Raw genomic sequence first — 15,435 nt, 5'->3', positions numbered from 1 at the left:
TCCGGAGGTGTCGGTGATGCCGCGGAATTCGGGGTCGCAAAACCCGGTGGGAAGAGGCTTTCTGAGGACGCCTCGGCGGTGTTCGCGTCCCGGCGCAGGCCCAACGGGCTTCCGGAACCACATGGCTGACGCCGGGCCACCGGACGGGGGAGCCAGGCGGATGAAGTGGGGCACGGGCCGGGGGCGACCCGTACGCCGGTCGGCGCGCCCCGGGCGCGCGGAGCGCGTCGTACCCGGAAATGAGGACGCCCGATCGCTGGCGACGGGGGATGCACCAGCGACCGGGCTTCTTGAACCGTAACAAGAGATCTGCCGTTCGCAAATTCGATCTCGCGTATTCGGACAGCGATTTACCTGCGAGTACGGCGAGTTGTGACGGGAGTCACCGTCCGGGCCGAGCGGCCGTCACGGTCAGCTGAGCGTCACCTGGCGGTTGGTGAGACCGCCACGCGCCCGTCGCTCCTCGGCGGTGAGCGGCGCGTCCGACGCGAGCGCCTTGGCGAGCCGCTCCGCGAACGCGGCGGCGGGCTTCTCGCAGTCGTCGGCGCCCATCGGGCTCGGCAGGTCCCAGACCGGGACCATCAGCCCGTGCGCCCGGAACGAACCGACCAGCCGGGTGCCCTCGCCGAGCGAGGACTCGCCCGCAGCGTGCAGCCGGGCGAGCGCGTCGAGCAGCTGCTCCTCGGCGTGCGGCATGACCCAGCGCAGGTGGTTCTTCTCCGGCGTCTCGCACCAGTAGGCGGCGTCCACGCCCGACAGCAGGGCGGTCGGGATCGCCGCCTCGTTCGCGCGTTCGAGCGAGGCGGACACCTCCGCCGTGGCGTTCTCCGAGTCCGGCACCCAGAACTCGAAGCCGGAGTGGACGACCGGCTCGAAGGGCGCCTCGGTGTCCAGAAGGTCCTGGAGCCGGGGCCCGTCGGCCGGTACGCGGCGGGCGGCCACGGGCGTACCGGGCTCCGCCTCCAGCGCGCGGCTCAGCGTGTCCGCGAGGTCCCGGCTGAGGTCGCCGGAGGAGGTGTCGTTCTGCAGGGCGAGCAGGACGGAGCCGTCGTCGCGGCGCAGCGCGGGCCACGCCATGGGGAGGACCGTCGCGAGCGTCACCGACGGCACGCCCTCGGGCAGGCCGCCCTTGAGCGCCAGCCCGGCCGTTGCCGCCGGGACCAGCTCGCGCAGCGCGACCCAGTCGCACTCCCCGGCCAGGCCCTCGAACGGACGCTGGACCAGCTCGGTCACCGCCTGTGCCGCGGCACGGCCGTGGCACGCCTTGTAGCGGCGGCCCGAACCGCACGGGCAGGGCTCACGAGCCCCGACCACCGGGATCTCGCCGTCCTTGAGCTGCTGCTTCCCGGCCTTGGTCTGAGGGCGCTTCTTCGCCATGGTGGGCTTACTCCCGATTGCGACAGTGCGGTCTGGCCCGCGAGCCTAGTCGCCCCGCCGCTTTCCGGTGCACCACCGCGTACGGCCGTCCCGGTCCGGGAGTGCTCCGCCCGGGTGTTCAGCCCACGTCGTCGAACGCATCGTCGAACGCGCCGCTGAAATCCAGCCCTTCGAGCCCCGGCACGACGGTGGCTCTCGGTGTGCCCGGCAGACCGGTCATCCCGGCCGGGAGCCCGCTGCCCCGCGCGCGACGGGAGCCGCGGCCCCCGTCGATCAGCACCCAGACGGTGACCTCGCCCGGCGCGTCGTCCCGTACGCCCCACTCCTGGGCCAGGGCGCTGATGATGTTGAGCCCCCGGCCGCCGCGAGCGGTCACCGACGGGGTGGCCGGAATCGGCCTGGTCGGGCCGCCACCGTCCGTCACCTCGACGGTCAGTCCGCCCGTCCTGTCGACACGCCAGGCGGCGCGCACGTCGCCGTCCCCCGTCTCGGTCTGCCGGCCCAGCGGCCTGCCGTGCCGGCAGGCATTGCTGAGCAGCTCGGAAAGAATCAGCACCGCATCGTCGACGACCGCATCCGACACCCCGTGGCTGCGCAACTGCTCGCGCATCCGGTGCCGCGCCTGCCCCACGCCCGCAGGGCCATGGGGAACGGCCATGCTCGACGACGTGGGCACCTCCTGTGCCACCACCAACGCCACCCCCGAGACCTCCTTTGTCCCCACGCCACGGAGTGGATGCCCTCCTGAGCTGTGCCGGAAACCGGCCAAGGGGCTGTCAGTGACGCACTCGTCACGAACAGGCACAGTCCGAGTGCGCCGGTGTACTCCCTGTAGTTGATCTCCTGATGGGCAGATGCGCTGATGCGTTCATACGCAAAGGTGGGGCGGTGTGCGCCGCCGTCACGAGCGGCCGAGCTGGGCGAGGACCTGTCGTGGGCGGTTGGTGATGATGGCCTCGACTCCGAGCCGTACGCAGAGGTCGACGTCCTCCGGCTCGTTGACCGTCCAGACGTGCGCCCGGTGGCCGGCCCGGTGGAGCCGTTCGATGTAGCCGGGATGGCTGCGCACGATCCGGACACTGGGCCCGGCGATCCGCGCCCCGGCGGGCAGCCGTCCGTCGCGCAGCCGGGGCGACACGAACTGCATCAGATACACGGTGGGCAGATGGGGCACGGCCGCCCGGACACGGTGCAGCGAGCGGGCGGAGAAGCTCATGACACGTACCGGCGAAGGTGTGCCTGCCGGTGGCGGGGCGTCGAGCTCGAAGCGTTTCAGCAGCTGCAGAAGGCGCTCCTCGACCTGGCCCGCCCAGCGGGTCGGGTGCTTGGTCTCGATCGCCAGCTGGAGCGGCCGCCCGGATGCCCGCGTCTCCACGAGGAGTTCGAGCAGGCGTTCCAGGGTGAGTACGGAGGTGAGCTCGCCGGGCACCGGGTCCCAGTCCGGCGACTCCGTCTCGTCGCGGTCCTTCCAGGAGCCGAAGTCGAGGGCGGCGAGGGCGTTCAGCTCCAGGGCGGAGACCGCACCGCGCCCGTTGGACGTACGGTTCACCCTGCGGTCGTGCACGCAGACGAGATGGCCGTCGGCGGTGAGGCGTACGTCGCACTCCAGGGCGTCGGCGCCGTCCTCGATCGCCTTCCGGTACGCGGCGAGGGTGTGCTCGGGGGCGTCGTCGGACGCGCCCCGGTGGGCGATGACCTGGATGGGATGCTGCGTGGGGTGCTGCTGCCGTGCTCGGTTCACCCCAGTCATGGTGTCACCGCGGGAACACGGCCGCGCACACCTTGCGACGACGGGCCGTTTTGTCCGATGTAAGGGTCGTGCGCAGATGCACAGCTCCTGCTTACAGTGGCCTGACGTGTCGTGGGAAAAGCTGACTGCGGACACGTACACAGCGGATCTCTTGCCGAATGACTGATGTGGAACCGAGGAGTAAAGAGCTGTGAGCACCGAGAACGAGGGCAACGAGGGCAACGCGGCCGAGGCCGCCCCGTCCGTACCTCCCGTGCCGGCCGACGCTCCCCAGGCGCACCCCGAGGACGCGCCTCCCGCTGCCCCCCACCCGGACGGGACGGCCACACGGCAGCAGCCGGCCGCTCAGGCACCGGACCAGCAGCCCGCCCCCGCCCCTTCCTCGCCGGAGCCCGCGACCGCGCAGACGGCCGCCTTCCCGACGAACCCGCAGTACGCACCCCCGCCCCCGCCGCAGTCCGCGGCCGACGCGGGCTGGCCCCCGCCGCCCCCCGCCGTCCCGGCCTATGCGCAGGGGGCGCACGGCGATGGCGGCGGCCCGGTCTGGGGCCCGCCCGGCGGAACGCACACGCCCGAGGCGCCGCGCAAGCGCGGTGCGGGCGGTCTGGTGGCCGCCGTGGTGGTGGCGGCGCTCGTGGCGGGCGGCATCGGCGGCGCCCTCGGCTACTGGGCCGCGGACCGCAACGACGACGCCGGCTCGACCACGGTCTCCGCGTCGGCGAACCAGCAGGGCCTCAAGCGCGACCCGGGCACGGTCGCCGGGGTGGCCGCCAAGGCGCTGCCGAGCGTCGTGACGATCGAGGCGCAGGGCGGTGACGGCGAGGGCGGTACGGGTACCGGCTTCGTGTACGACAAGGAAGGCCACATCCTCACGAACAACCACGTGGTGGCCTCCGCGGCGGACAGCGGCCAGCTCACGGCGACCTTCTCCAACGGCAAGAAGTACGACGCCGAGGTGGTCGGCCGGGCCCAGGGCTACGACGTGGCCGTCATCAAGCTGAAGAACCCGCCGAAGTCCCTGACGCCGTTGCCGCTGGGCAACTCGGACCAGGTGGCGGTCGGCGACTCCACCATCGCGATCGGTGCCCCGTTCGGCCTGTCCAACACGGTCACCACGGGCATCATCAGCGCGAAGAACCGCCCGGTCGCCTCCGGTGACGGCAACGGCGGCAGCAACTCCTACATGAGCGCCCTGCAGACCGACGCCTCGATCAACCCGGGCAACTCCGGCGGCCCGCTGCTCAGCGCGGGCGGCGCGGTCATCGGCATCAACTCGGCGATCCAGTCGACCGGCAGCTCCGGCCAGAGCCAGGCGGGCTCCATCGGCCTCGGCTTCGCCATCCCGATCAACCAGGCGACGACCGTCGCCCAGCAGCTGATCAAGACCGGCCAGCCGGTCTACCCGGTCATCGGCGCCACCGTGACGATGGACGAGCAGAGCGGCGGCGCCGTCATCGCGGACCGGGGCACGGGCGGCACGGAGGCGGTCACGAAGGACGGCCCGGCGGCCAAGGCGGGCCTGCGCGCGGGCGACGTCATCACGAAGTTCAACGACACCCCCGTCGACAGCGGCCCCACCCTGATCGGCGAGATCTGGACCCACAAGCCGGGCGACCGGGTCACCCTGACCTACGAGCGCGACGGCAAGACGGCGACCGCCGAAGTCACCCTGGGGGAGCGCAAGGGCGACAGCTGACCGGCTAGGCTGTCCCCGCGCCGGACCGGTCCTCACCGACCGCGCCGGCGCGGGGTGGGTTGCCCGAGCGGCCTAAGGGAACGGTCTTGAAAACCGTCGTGGCGCGAGTCACCGTGGGTTCAAATCCCACACCCACCGCAGTGAACGGCCCCCGACCGGGCGAACCGGTCGGGGGCCGTTCGTCATGGGTGCGGGCTTCTAGGATGACCGGCGGGGGCGGAGCCGTAGCGCAGAGGTCGTCGCGCGCGGTCTCCAAAACCGTGAGGACGCCGGTTCGAATCCGGCCGGGTCCGCCTCCGCCTTTCCCTCTCCGGAGGTCGCTCATGCGGGCGCGGGGCGCAGAGTTCGCCCCAGGCCGGGGGTTTGGCTCGGGTTCCTCACGCTTGCGGGGGAACCGGAAGCTGTGGGTGGTTCGCCGGGACGGCGATGGGCAGTTTCGGTCCGCGACGTCGTGATCAGCACCGGGCGGTCGGCCGCCGGCCCGGGTTCAGCCTCAGCCCTATTTCCGGTTCCTGGAGGAACAGACATGGCAAGCATCCGTACCGCTCGTGTCCTCGCCGTTGTTGCCGCGCTGCCGCTGGCAGCCGTTCTCCTCGGCGGAGTGGCCCAGGCGGACAACGGCGCGCTCGCGAGCAGCGGATCGAACGCGGGCGTGGCCACCATCGGCGGCAGCGGGGTCGGCCGGGACAACGCGGGCAACTCCTCGACCTCGCAGCAGCAGGCGACGGGCTCCGGGGCGTCGAACCAGAGCACCTCCGCTCAGGTGAACGGGTCCGCCTTCACCAACATCGACCAGTCCACGCACACCGTGGCGGTGAACTTCACGAACCTCTGGTGAGCCCGGTGCCGTACGCGGCCCGGTCGGGGGGGCCGGACCGCGTACGGCCGCACCCGACGGCCCGCCCGCACGCCGCTCCGGCGTGCGGGCGGGCCGTCCGCGGCTCAGGGGTGACCCCGACGCCCCGGGTACGTCCCCCTCCACCTACAGGAGGTGGAGGGGGACCCGGTCCTACACCCTGAGGCGGACGCGGTTTCGGGACCTGGGGGCGATTTGGGCGGCGTGCCCCGCTCCTAGCGTGGAGGCATGACCACGCCAGTCCGCACGGGCACCCACAGGGGAGCCGCACCGGTACGCACGTACGCGTCGGCGCGCACGCCGGGCGCCTCCGGCCGCGCCGCGCACGTGGTGCGCACCCCGGCGGCGCCGCACCTCCCGTACCCCTCCTTCACGTCCTTCGTGCAGGCGCGCGGTCCGGTGCTGCTGCGGGCGGCGCGCTCGCTCACCGCCAACCCCAGCGACGCCGAGGACCTGCTGCAGACCGCGCTCACCAAGACGTACGTCGCCTGGGACCGGATCGAGGACCACCGCGCCCTCGACGGCTATGTCCGTCGGGCCCTGCTGAACACCAGGACCTCGCAGTGGCGCAAGCGCAAGGTCGACGAGTTCGCCTGCGACGAGCTGCCCGAGCCGGAGGCCGTTCCCGGCCCCGACCCCGCGGAGCGGCAGTCGCTGCACGACGCGATGTGGCGCGCGGTGCTGAAGCTGCCGGCCCGCCAGCGGGCGATGGTCGTCCTCCGCTATTACGAGGACCTGAGCGAGGCGCAGACCGCCGAGGTGCTCGGGGTGTCCGTCGGCACGGTCAAGAGCGCGGTCTCCCGGGCGCTCGGCAAGCTCCGCGAGGATCCGGAGCTGACCTCGGACCGCTGAGCCGCGCCCGGCGCCGAGGCGGAACCGGGTGATCCCGGCCCGGCCCCGGGGGGTGAGACATTGCGGGGCGACACCGATTCGTACTCCCGGAAGTAGTGACATACCAAGCGGTATGTGCGCAGAATCAGCGGAACCCTACTGCCGCGTAGCGCCCACCGGGAGGACGCCGTGCTCAGCACCATGCAGGACGTACCGCTGACTGTCACCCGCATCCTGACGCATGGGATGACGATTCACGGGAAGTCGCAGGTCACGACCTGGACCGGAGAGCCGGAGCCGCACCGCCGCAGCTTCGCGGAGATCGGCCGCCGCGCCACCCAGCTCGCCAACGCCCTGCGCGATGAACTCGGCATCGATGCCGATCAGCGGGTGGCGACGCTGATGTGGAACAACGCCGAGCACGTGGAGGCGTACCTCGCCATCCCGTCCATGGGCGCCGTGCTCCACACGCTGAACCTCCGCCTTCCCGCCGAGCAGCTGGTCTGGGTCGTCAAGCACGCCGACGACAAGGTCGTCATCGTCAACGGCTCCCTGCTGCCGCTCATCGCGCCGCTGCTCTCCCAGCTGACGTCGGTGGAACACCTGATCGTCTCGGGCCCCGGTGACCGTTCCCTCCTGGACGGCGCGGCGGTGCGCGTGCACGACTACGAGGAGCTGCTCGCCGGCCGCCCCACCAGCTTCGACTGGCCGGAGCTGGACGAGCGCCAGGCCGCCGCGATGTGCTACACCTCCGGCACGACCGGGGACCCGAAGGGCGTCGTCTACTCCCACCGTTCGATCTACCTGCACTCCATGCAGGTCAACATGTCCGAGTCGATGGGGCTGACCGACAAGGACACCACCCTCGTCGTCGTTCCGCAGTTCCACGTCAATGCCTGGGGCCTGCCGCACGCGACGTTCATGTCGGGCGTCAACATGCTGATGCCGGACCGTTTCCTCCAGCCCGCCCCGCTCGCCGACATGATCGAGCGCGAGCGCCCCACGCACGCCGCGGCCGTGCCCACCATCTGGCAGGGCCTGCTCGCCGAGGTCACCGCCAACCCGCGCGACCTCACGTCCATGGCCAACGTCACGATCGGCGGTGCCGCCTGCCCGCCCTCCCTCATGGAGGCGTACGACAAGCTGGGCGTCCGCCTCTGTCACGCCTGGGGCATGACGGAGACCTCGCCGCTGGGCACCATGGCCAACCCGCCCGCCGGACTGACCCCGGAGGAGGAGTGGCCCTACCGCGTCACCCAGGGCCGCTTCCCGGCCGGCGTCGAGGCGCGGCTGGTCGGCCCGGCCGGTGAACACCTGCCGTGGGACGGCGAGTCGGCCGGTGAGCTGGAGGTGCGCGGCGCCTGGATCGCCGGTGCGTACTACGGGGGCGCGGACGGCGAGGCGCTGCGGCCCGAGGACAAGTTCAGCGAGGACGGCTGGCTGAAGACCGGTGACGTCGGGGTGATCAGCGAGGACGGCTTCCTCACGCTCACCGACCGGGCGAAGGACGTCATCAAGTCCGGTGGCGAGTGGATCTCCAGCGTCGAGCTGGAGAACGCGCTGATGGCCCACCCGGACGTCGCGGAGGCCGCCGTCGTGGCCGTCCCGGACGACAAGTGGGGTGAGCGTCCGCTCGCCACCGTCGTCCTCAAGGAGGGCGCCACCGCCGACTACGAGGCGCTGCGGTCGTTCCTCGCCGAGTCCGGCATCGCCAAGTGGCAGCTGCCGGAGCGGTGGTCGGTCATCCCGTCGGTGCCGAAGACGAGCGTCGGCAAGTTCGACAAGAAGGTCATCCGCAAGCAGTACGCGCAGGGCGAGCTGGACATCACGCGGCTCTGAGCCGCTGTACGGAGAGGGCGAGGGCGGTACGGGTGCGTTCCCGTACCGCCCTCGTCGCATGCCTCCGTACGCCGGTCAGTTCGTGCCGATCTTCGCGAGCAGATCGACGATGCGGGACTGCACCTCGTCGCTCGTGGAGCGCTCCGCCAGGAACAGCACGGTCTCGCCGGAGCCGAGGTGCGGCAGCTCCGCCTGGTCGATCCCGGCCGAGGTGTAGACGACCAGCGGGGTGCGGTTCAGCTGTCCGTTGGCGCGCAGCCAGTCCACGATCCCGGCGCGGCGGCGGCGCACCTGCATCAGGTCCATCACCACCAGGTTCGGTCGCATCCGGGTCGCCAGCGCCACGGCCTCGCTGTCCGTCGCGGCGCAGGCGACCTGCATGCCCCGCCGCTCCAGCGTCTCCGTCAGGGCGGCCGCGATGTCCTGGTGCTCCTCGATGAGCAGGACGCGCGGCGGGTGCTGCTCGCTGTCGCGCGGCGCGAGCGCCTTCAGGAGTACGGCGGGGTCGGCGCCGTACGCCGCCTCCCGCGACGCCTGCCCCAGGCCCGCAGTCACCAGTACGGGCACCTCGGCGGCGACCGCCGCCTGCCGCAGGGACTGCAGCGCCTTCCGGGTGATGGGCCCGGTCAGCGGGTCCACGAAGAGCGCGGCGGGGAACGCCGCGATCTGCGCGTCCACCTCTTCGCGCGAGTGCACGATCACCGGCCGGTATCCGCGGTCGCTCAGCGCCTGCTGCGTGGAGACGTCGGGCGCGGGCCAGACGAGCAGCCGACGCGGGTTGTCCAGCGGCTCGGGGGGCAGCTCGTCGTCGACCGGCTGCGGGGAGGGGCGGTTGGCGACCTCGACCGCGCCACCGGGGCCGTCCAGCGGCTCCGGGCCCTCGGCCGCGCCCTCGTCGGGTGCCCCGATGGCGTACGCGCGCCCCTCGGCCGAGGGCGCGGAGAGCAGCTGCCCCGACCCCTGCCCGTGCACGGTGGGAGCCGGGGGCGCGGCGGCGGGCGCGGGCTGCGGGGGTGCGGGGGCCGGGGCGGGCGGCGCGGGGCGCTCATCCCGGGCGGCGGGCTCCGGGGGCGCGGCCAGCTTGCGGCGCCGGCCGACGCTGCTGCCGCCGCCCAGGGTCTGGTTCTGCTGGTGGGCGATGTGCTGGGCGAACGGCACGCCCTGCCCCAGCGTGCGCACGCTGAACGCGCGCCCCTGCGTCGAGTCCGAGGCCCCCGGCATCGGCGCCTCGGCGGGCAGCGGCTGCCGCCGCGCGTCGGGCGCGGGCGCCAGCGTACGGGGACGCGCCGGGGGGCCGGCGGGGGTGGCCGTGCCGGTGGTGTGGGCCGTGCGCCCGGTGCTCTGCGTCTCCGGAGCGGCGACGGGCGCGGCGGGCCCCTGGCCGGAGGCGTCGTCGTCCTCCCAGCCGCCGGGGTGCGAGGGCGGCAGGGGCCGGTCGGCCGGGGCGGGCTGCTCCGGCTGGGCGGGGGGCGCGAAGGGGGCACCCGGAGTGCCGAGTCTGGGGTCGGTGACCGGGGCGGCGGGCGGGGCGGCGGGCGGCGCGGTGTCGGCGGCCGGACCGGGCGGTGCGGTCTGGGCGGGCGGTGCGGTCGCGGGGGCGGGCAGCGCGAACGGTGCGGGCCGCGCCTCCTGCGGGCCCGTGTCCCCGTGGCGGGCGCGGCGCCGGCCGGTGGGGGTGGGCTGGGCCTGCGGCGGCACGGGGGCGTGCTCCGGCGTCCCGGCCGGGGTGGCGGTGGGTGCGACGCCCGGCGCGCCGGGCAGCCCGGCCCCGGGCTGATAGGCGGCGGGCCCGGCCGCACGCGTACCCACGCCCCCGCCGTACGAAGCGGACGCGGCGGCGTCGTCCAGACCCGCACCGAGGTCGTACGAACCGGACGCGGCGGGCTCGTCCGTACCCACGCCTCCGCCGTACGAAGCGGACGCGGCGGCGTCGTCCGTACCCGCACCGAGGTCGTACGAACCCGACTCGGCGCCCTCTGGCGCCGCACTCCCGATTCCCGCGCCCAGGGACCCGTCCGGGCCCCCGGCAGCAGGGGCCGGCCGGTCCGCGTCGGCGGGCGGGAGGGCGAAGGGGACGCGCGGTCCGGCCTCGGCGGCGGCGGCCCGTTCCTGGGCGGCGGCCAGGGCGCGGCGGCGTCGCCCGGTCGGCTGCGGTGCCGGGGCGGGCAGCTCCGGCGAGGGAGCCACCGGCGCGGCCGGGCCGGCGGCTTCACCGAGGTCCGAGAAGGCGGCGGGCGCCGTGGACTCGACGGCGTTCACGACGGGGGGCAGGGCGAGGCGGCCCTCGTCACCCGCGTTCCCCCGGTGGCCGCCGGCCGGGACCGGGACCTGCGCCCCGGCCGGAACGCCCTGCGGGGGCACCGTCTGCCCGAGCTGCGGCCGGCCGCCCTGCGCGCCCTCGGCGGCGGTCACCACGGACCCCTCCGACGGAGCGGCCGCAGGCAGCGCGAGAGCCTGCCCGGGGGCGCCCGTCTCGGCGGGGCTGGGCCGCCCGCGACGGCGTCCGGAGCCCTCGGCGGCCTGCTGGGCGGGGATCAGCTCGTTCGGGGCGGTTTCGGAAGCGGGGGCGGCACGGCGCGCGCGCCGGCGCCCGGTCGGCGCGGCCGCGCCGGTGTCCCCGGGGGCGGCCTCCAGCTCGCCGCTGCCGTCGGAGCCGCCCACGGGGCTTTCCAGGAAGGCGTCGGTGGAGGAACGCCGCGCCCGACGCCGCCCCCGGCCCGCCTCGGGTACTTCAGTGGCCGGAGCGCCCGCATGATCGGGCTCCCCGGGGGGAACGGACTCGGGCGCCACCGGAGGAGCCGGCTCCACCTGCGGCTCCGGAGGCGCCACGGTCCCCGCACCCGCGCCGATCGGCACCTCGAGCACGTACGCGCTGCCGCTCATGCCCGGCATCTCGTGCGTCTGGAGCACACCGCCGTGCGCGCGGACGATGCCGCTGACGATGGGCACGTGCACCGGGTCTCCCCCGGCGAACGGCCCGCGCACCTCGATGCGTACGACGTCGCCGCGCTGGGCGGCGGCGACCACGACGGTCGAGTCGACGTAACCGCCCCCGGGCACGACCCTCGCCTTGCCGGTCGAGTCGACCCCCGCGACGTCCGCGACGAGGTGCGCGAGAGCGGTCACCAGGCGTCCGGCGTCGACCTCGGCCTCGATCGGCGGGGCGTGCACCGCGAACTGGGCGCGGCCCGGCCCGATCAGCTCGACCGAGGCGTCGATACCGGCGGTGACGACGCCGTCGAGCAGCACCCGCGTCTTGACCAGCGCCTCGGCACCGGCGTCGAGGCGCTGGTAGCCGAGCACGTTGTCGATGAGCGTCGTCATGCGCGCGTAGCCCGCGGCCAGGTGGTGCAGGATCTGGTTCGCCTCGGGCCACAGCTGGCCGGCGGGGTCGGCGGCGAGCGTCGAGAGCTCGCCGCGCAGCTCCTCCAGGGGCCCGCGCAGCGACTCGCCGAGCACGGCGGTGAGCTGGGTGTGCCGGGCGGTGAGGTCGGTCAGCCGTTCCGCCTGCTCCTCCAGCTCGGAGGCGTAACGCTCGGTGCGGTCGGCCAGCTCGGCGGCGTGCGCCTCCTTGAGGGCGGCGAGCTCGGCGGTGTGCCGCTCGGTGAGCTCACTGACCGCGGCGGTGTGGCTCGCGGTCAGCTCGGCGATCTCGTCCTTGCGCCGCTTGTCCAGCTGCTCGTAGGGGCGGCGGTCGGTGAAGGTCATCACGGCGCCGACGAGCTGGTCGCCGTCGCGGACGGGGGCGGTGGTCAGGTCGACCGGCACCTGTTCCCCGCTCTTGGACCACAGCACCTGCCCGCGCACCCGGTGTTTGCGTCCCGACTTCAGCGTGTCGGCGAGCGGGGACTCCTCGTACGGGAAGGGCTCGCCCTCCGCGCGTGAGTGCAGGATCAGCGGGTGCAGCTCCTGGCCGCCGAGGTCGCTGGCCCGGAAGCCGAGGATCTGCGCGGCGGCCGGGTTGACCAGGACGACCCGGCCGTCCGTGTCCGTACCGACGACGCCCTCCGCTGCGGCGCGCAGGATCATCTCGGTCTGGCGCTGCGAGCGGGCCAGCTCGGCCTCGGTGTCGACGGTGCCGGAGAGGTCGCGCACGACGAGCATCAGCAGCTCGTCACCGGTGTAGCTGCCGCCGTACGACCCCTGGACGTCCTTGTAGGCCGCCTGCCCGTCCTCCAGGCTGGCGCTGGTGACCTCGACGGGGTATTCGTTGCCGTCGGTACGCCGCGCGATCATGCGCGTGGGCTTGGTACGGCCCCGCTCGTCCGCAGCCTCGGGCCGGCGCATCGACCCCGGGATCAGCTTGGAGTCGAACTCCGGCAGCAGATCGAGCAGCCCGCGGCCGACGAGCGCGGTGCCCGGCGACTCGAACATTTCGAGGGCGATGGTGTTGGCGTTGACGACCGTACCGTTGCAGTTGACGAGTAGAAGCCCGTCCGGAAGGGCGTCGAGTATGGCTGCGAGGCGAGCAGCGCCTCGGGATGGCCTGCTGCTCACGACGACGCTTCCTCCCTGATTACTGCACCTTGCCGACAGCGGCCCCATCTTGCCCCTCGGGCCTCAGGCTGTCACTGAAGGAGTCTAAAGGCAGGGGAGGGGCGTGGGACTGCGGATGAGGGGGAGCTCTCACCAAGGTTTGGTGCGTACGTTGTACGGCTCCGAGACGCGTCGCGCACCGCGGTGACCCGCCGAGGGGCCCCGGGCGCGGTCAGCGCACGTTCGGCAGGACCGGCCGCAGACCGTTCCACCGGGCGATCTCGCATCCGTTGGTCCGCCGGAACGAGGCGTCGACGTGGCGGCCGTGCCAGGTGCCGGTGACCCGGGCGGTGGATTCCCCGCCGTACTGCTGCGTGCACATCGCGTCCCGGGGGACCGGAGCGAAGGGGTCCACCCCCTCTCCCTCCAGCTGGTCCAGCCGCTCGCACGCCTGCGCCGCGACCGGGTGGCTCCCCCCGGCCGGCCCGCACTCCAGCTCGTACCTGCCGTCCGCCTCCGGGTTCCCCGACCCGGCGACGACCACGGTGAGCCGCGTCCCCGCGCCGTCGTCCTGGAGCAGCGGCAGGGACAGCGGCAGCGGGAGGGGCCCGGACGCGGCGGTGGCGGCGGGCGCGGCGGCGGACAGCGCGGCGAGGGACGCGACAGCGGTGAGAGCGAGACGGCGCATCATGGCGGACTCCTGTGGCGGAAGAACCTGCGGGGGCGGCGCCCCCGCCCTGCCTAACGCGCCACCCGCCCCGGCGTTTCGCACGCCAACCGCTTTGCCCTCGCGGCCGACCGCCTAGTACCGTAGGCCGCGATTGGTGGCGCAGCGTGCAGCTGTGTCATCATCTGCACGCAACCACTCGCGCTCGCGCGGGCGTTGCGCTGGAGGCGTCGCCTAGTCCGGTCTATGGCGCCGCACTGCTAATGCGGTTTGGGGCTTACCCCCCATCGAGGGTTCAAATCCCTCCGCCTCCGCACCACACCGAAGCCCCGGTCCTGAGGACCGGGGCTTCGGTCGTTCCCGGCCACGTCCCGGGCGTTTGCCCAGCTCAGGCCGGGTGCGGCTAATGGATTTCGCGTCCCGGCGCAGGTCATGTAATGTTGTTCTCGCAACGCCGACGGGGCAGAAAAAACCCCGGAAGCACAAGCACTCGTAGCTTAACGGATAGAGCATCTGACTACGGATCAGAAGGTTGCAGGTTCGAATCCTGCCGAGTGCACAGCAGACGAGAGGCCCCGGAGAGATCCGGGGCCTCTCGCGTTCGTGCTGGATGGATAGGGGGGGCCGTCGCGCTGGTCCTGCTGTCCGTGCCTGACCGCGCGCGTACCGTGGCTGCGTGGCGAACGATGATCTGGGGCGGACTCTGCGGCGGTTGCGGCGGCTGGCTTCGCTGACGCAGGAAGAGCTGGCCGAGCGGGCGGATGTGTCCGTCGATGTGATCAGGCAGCTTGAGCAGGGGCGGAAGCAGTCGGCACGCCTTCCTACGTTGCACGCGCTTGCGAACGGACTTGGCGTGGAGCTCACCACGCTTCTGGGGGACCCGCCCGCTGTCGCGTCCTCGGGCGAGAACGACGGGCCGCGCTTCGTGGCGGTGCGTCGTGCCATCATGCCCGCGCTCTGGGGGCCGGAGCCGGAGCCGCCCGGGGACGGCTTCTCGATGGATCGGCTGCGGGAGCGGATCGCGGAGGGGTGGACGCAGTACCACTCCGCCGAGTTCGACGCCGTGATGACGGCCCTGCCGGAGCTCATCTCGGATGCGCGCGCGGCCACCGCTTCATCCGATGGGGAGGTGCGAGGGGCCGGCTTCGGAGCTCTGGGCAAGGCGCTGCAGCTTGCCGGGCATGTTGCCGTGCGGATGGGGAAGACCGATCTCGCTCTCATCAGTTTGGAGCGCGCGATAGAGGCGGCCGGGCAATCGGCCGATCCGCTGCTCGTGCCGATGATCGTCAACTCCACGGCGTGGACGTACCAGCGGCAGGGCCGCCTGGAAGACGCGTTGGGCATCGCGCTCCGTACCGCTGACGAGATGGTGAACGCGGGACGACTCGACACCGTTGACGGGCTGAAGGTGTGGGGAGCGCTGACCATGAGTGCTGCCACGTCCGCCGCGCGGAGCGGGGACTACGACCGTGCGGCGGCGATGATGGGGGCGGCGGAGAAGGAGGCCGCGCGCGTCGCCAAGCTGCCTGAGGGCGGTGACAACCGGATGGTCAGCGTCTTCAGCCCGTCCTCCGTGCGGATTGAGCGTGTGCGGCTGGCCGTTCAGTACGGGCACCCGCAGGATGCCCTGGCACTGGCCAAGGGGATGCGGCTGAGCAAGGACACGCCGCCCTCCTGGCGGACGTGGTTGCTTCTGGACGTGGCACGGGCACACACGGACACCGGGGACGCGGCCGGAGCCGTAAAGACTCTCGAATCCCTGCGCCGGGTGGCACCGACGTGGATGCAGCACCACACCTTGGCCGTGGCCATCGTCCGGGACCTTTGGTCCTTGCCCAACCACCCGGCAGGGCTCCGGCCGTTGGCTGAGTTTCTCGGGGTCTGCGCCTAGCGTCCTGAAAGTAGGACGCAGCGCCCCTGTAACCCCTTCTCGCATGTCGCTT

General features: G+C 73.1%; 10 protein-coding genes and 4 tRNA genes. 9 read left to right on the top strand and 5 right to left on the bottom strand.

The features are described from left to right. Positions 1-411: 411 nt before the first annotated feature. From AB0L33_RS00550 to AB0L33_RS00540, 3 genes are all read right to left on the bottom strand, one after another. Positions 412-1,377 (bottom strand): DUF5926 family protein, encoded by a 966-nt coding sequence (locus AB0L33_RS00550; RefSeq protein ID WP_365676890.1) that lies wholly within the window; start codon positions 1,375-1,377, stop codon positions 412-414. Between the two features lie 118 nt (positions 1,378-1,495). Next, the gene (locus AB0L33_RS00545) at positions 1,496-2,077 is read right to left on the bottom strand and encodes an ATP-binding protein (RefSeq protein WP_365676889.1); all 582 of its coding nucleotides are present in this window, start codon (positions 2,075-2,077) and stop codon (positions 1,496-1,498) included. Between the two features lie 201 nt (positions 2,078-2,278). Further along, a complete protein-coding gene (locus AB0L33_RS00540; RefSeq protein WP_365676888.1) occupies positions 2,279-3,127 on the bottom strand; it encodes a glycerophosphodiester phosphodiesterase family protein in 849 nt (282 codons plus the stop codon). Between the two features lie 190 nt (positions 3,128-3,317). Between AB0L33_RS00540 and AB0L33_RS00535 the strand changes: the two genes are divergently transcribed. From AB0L33_RS00535 to AB0L33_RS00510, 6 genes are all read left to right on the top strand, one after another. Then, entirely contained in the window at positions 3,318-4,823 is a 1,506-nt protein-coding gene (locus AB0L33_RS00535) for a trypsin-like peptidase domain-containing protein (protein ID WP_365676887.1), read from the top strand. A gap of 53 nt (positions 4,824-4,876) precedes the next feature. After that, a tRNA-Ser gene (locus AB0L33_RS00530) sits at positions 4,877-4,961 on the top strand. Positions 4,962-5,041: 80 nt separating this feature from the next. Then, positions 5,042-5,116, top strand: a tRNA-Trp gene (locus tag AB0L33_RS00525). A gap of 233 nt (positions 5,117-5,349) precedes the next feature. Continuing rightward, positions 5,350-5,661 carry a hypothetical protein gene (locus tag AB0L33_RS00520; RefSeq protein WP_365676886.1) on the top strand — a complete coding sequence of 104 codons (312 nt, stop codon included), beginning with the start codon at positions 5,350-5,352 and terminating at the stop codon, positions 5,659-5,661. 246 nt (positions 5,662-5,907) lie between these two features. Next, positions 5,908-6,531, top strand: a complete 624-nt coding sequence (locus tag AB0L33_RS00515; protein WP_365676885.1) for a SigE family RNA polymerase sigma factor — start codon at positions 5,908-5,910, stop codon at positions 6,529-6,531. Between the two features lie 168 nt (positions 6,532-6,699). Then, a complete protein-coding gene (locus AB0L33_RS00510) occupies positions 6,700-8,349 on the top strand; it encodes a long-chain fatty acid--CoA ligase (protein ID WP_365676884.1) in 1,650 nt (549 codons plus the stop codon). Between the two features lie 75 nt (positions 8,350-8,424). Here the strand turns inward: AB0L33_RS00510 and AB0L33_RS00505 are convergent, their stop codons facing one another. Continuing rightward, on the bottom strand, positions 8,425-12,846 hold the full coding sequence (locus AB0L33_RS00505; protein WP_365676883.1) for a PAS domain-containing protein: 4,422 nt from the start codon (positions 12,844-12,846) through the stop codon (positions 8,425-8,427). A gap of 211 nt (positions 12,847-13,057) precedes the next feature. Continuing rightward, the gene (locus AB0L33_RS00500; protein WP_365676882.1) at positions 13,058-13,516 is read right to left on the bottom strand and encodes an SSI family serine proteinase inhibitor; all 459 of its coding nucleotides are present in this window, start codon (positions 13,514-13,516) and stop codon (positions 13,058-13,060) included. 199 nt (positions 13,517-13,715) lie between these two features. Here AB0L33_RS00500 and AB0L33_RS00495 point away from each other — a divergent pair. The 3 genes from AB0L33_RS00495 (at position 13,716) to AB0L33_RS00485 (ending at position 15,383) form a co-directional block, all read left to right on the top strand. Then, positions 13,716-13,806, top strand: a tRNA-Ser gene (locus AB0L33_RS00495). Positions 13,807-13,978: 172 nt separating this feature from the next. Then, positions 13,979-14,051 (top strand) — tRNA-Arg (locus AB0L33_RS00490). 117 nt (positions 14,052-14,168) lie between these two features. Next, on the top strand, positions 14,169-15,383 hold the full coding sequence (locus tag AB0L33_RS00485) for a helix-turn-helix transcriptional regulator (RefSeq protein WP_365676881.1): 1,215 nt from the start codon (positions 14,169-14,171) through the stop codon (positions 15,381-15,383). Positions 15,384-15,435: the final 52 nt, after the last annotated feature.

Source organism: Streptomyces sp. NPDC052299 (assembly GCF_040679335.1).
In the GTDB taxonomy this organism is placed as follows: domain Bacteria; phylum Actinomycetota; class Actinomycetes; order Streptomycetales; family Streptomycetaceae; genus Streptomyces.
The sequence above is the reverse complement of the archived record's forward strand: the minus strand, read 5'-3'. Positions and strand labels throughout refer to the sequence as shown.

Excerpts from the sequence above, each read along its gene's own strand:
- AB0L33_RS00550 (WP_365676890.1), bottom strand. The coding sequence starts at position 1,377 with ATGGCGAAGAAGCGCCCTCAGACCAAGGCCGGGAAGCAGCAGCTCAAG.
- AB0L33_RS00500 (WP_365676882.1), bottom strand. The coding sequence starts at position 13,516 with ATGATGCGCCGTCTCGCTCTCACCGCTGTCGCGTCCCTCGCCGCGCTG.
- AB0L33_RS00520 (WP_365676886.1), top strand. The coding sequence starts at position 5,350 with ATGGCAAGCATCCGTACCGCTCGTGTCCTCGCCGTTGTTGCCGCGCTG.
- AB0L33_RS00515 (WP_365676885.1), top strand. The coding sequence starts at position 5,908 with ATGACCACGCCAGTCCGCACGGGCACCCACAGGGGAGCCGCACCGGTA.
- AB0L33_RS00540 (WP_365676888.1), bottom strand. The coding sequence starts at position 3,127 with ATGACTGGGGTGAACCGAGCACGGCAGCAGCACCCCACGCAGCATCCC.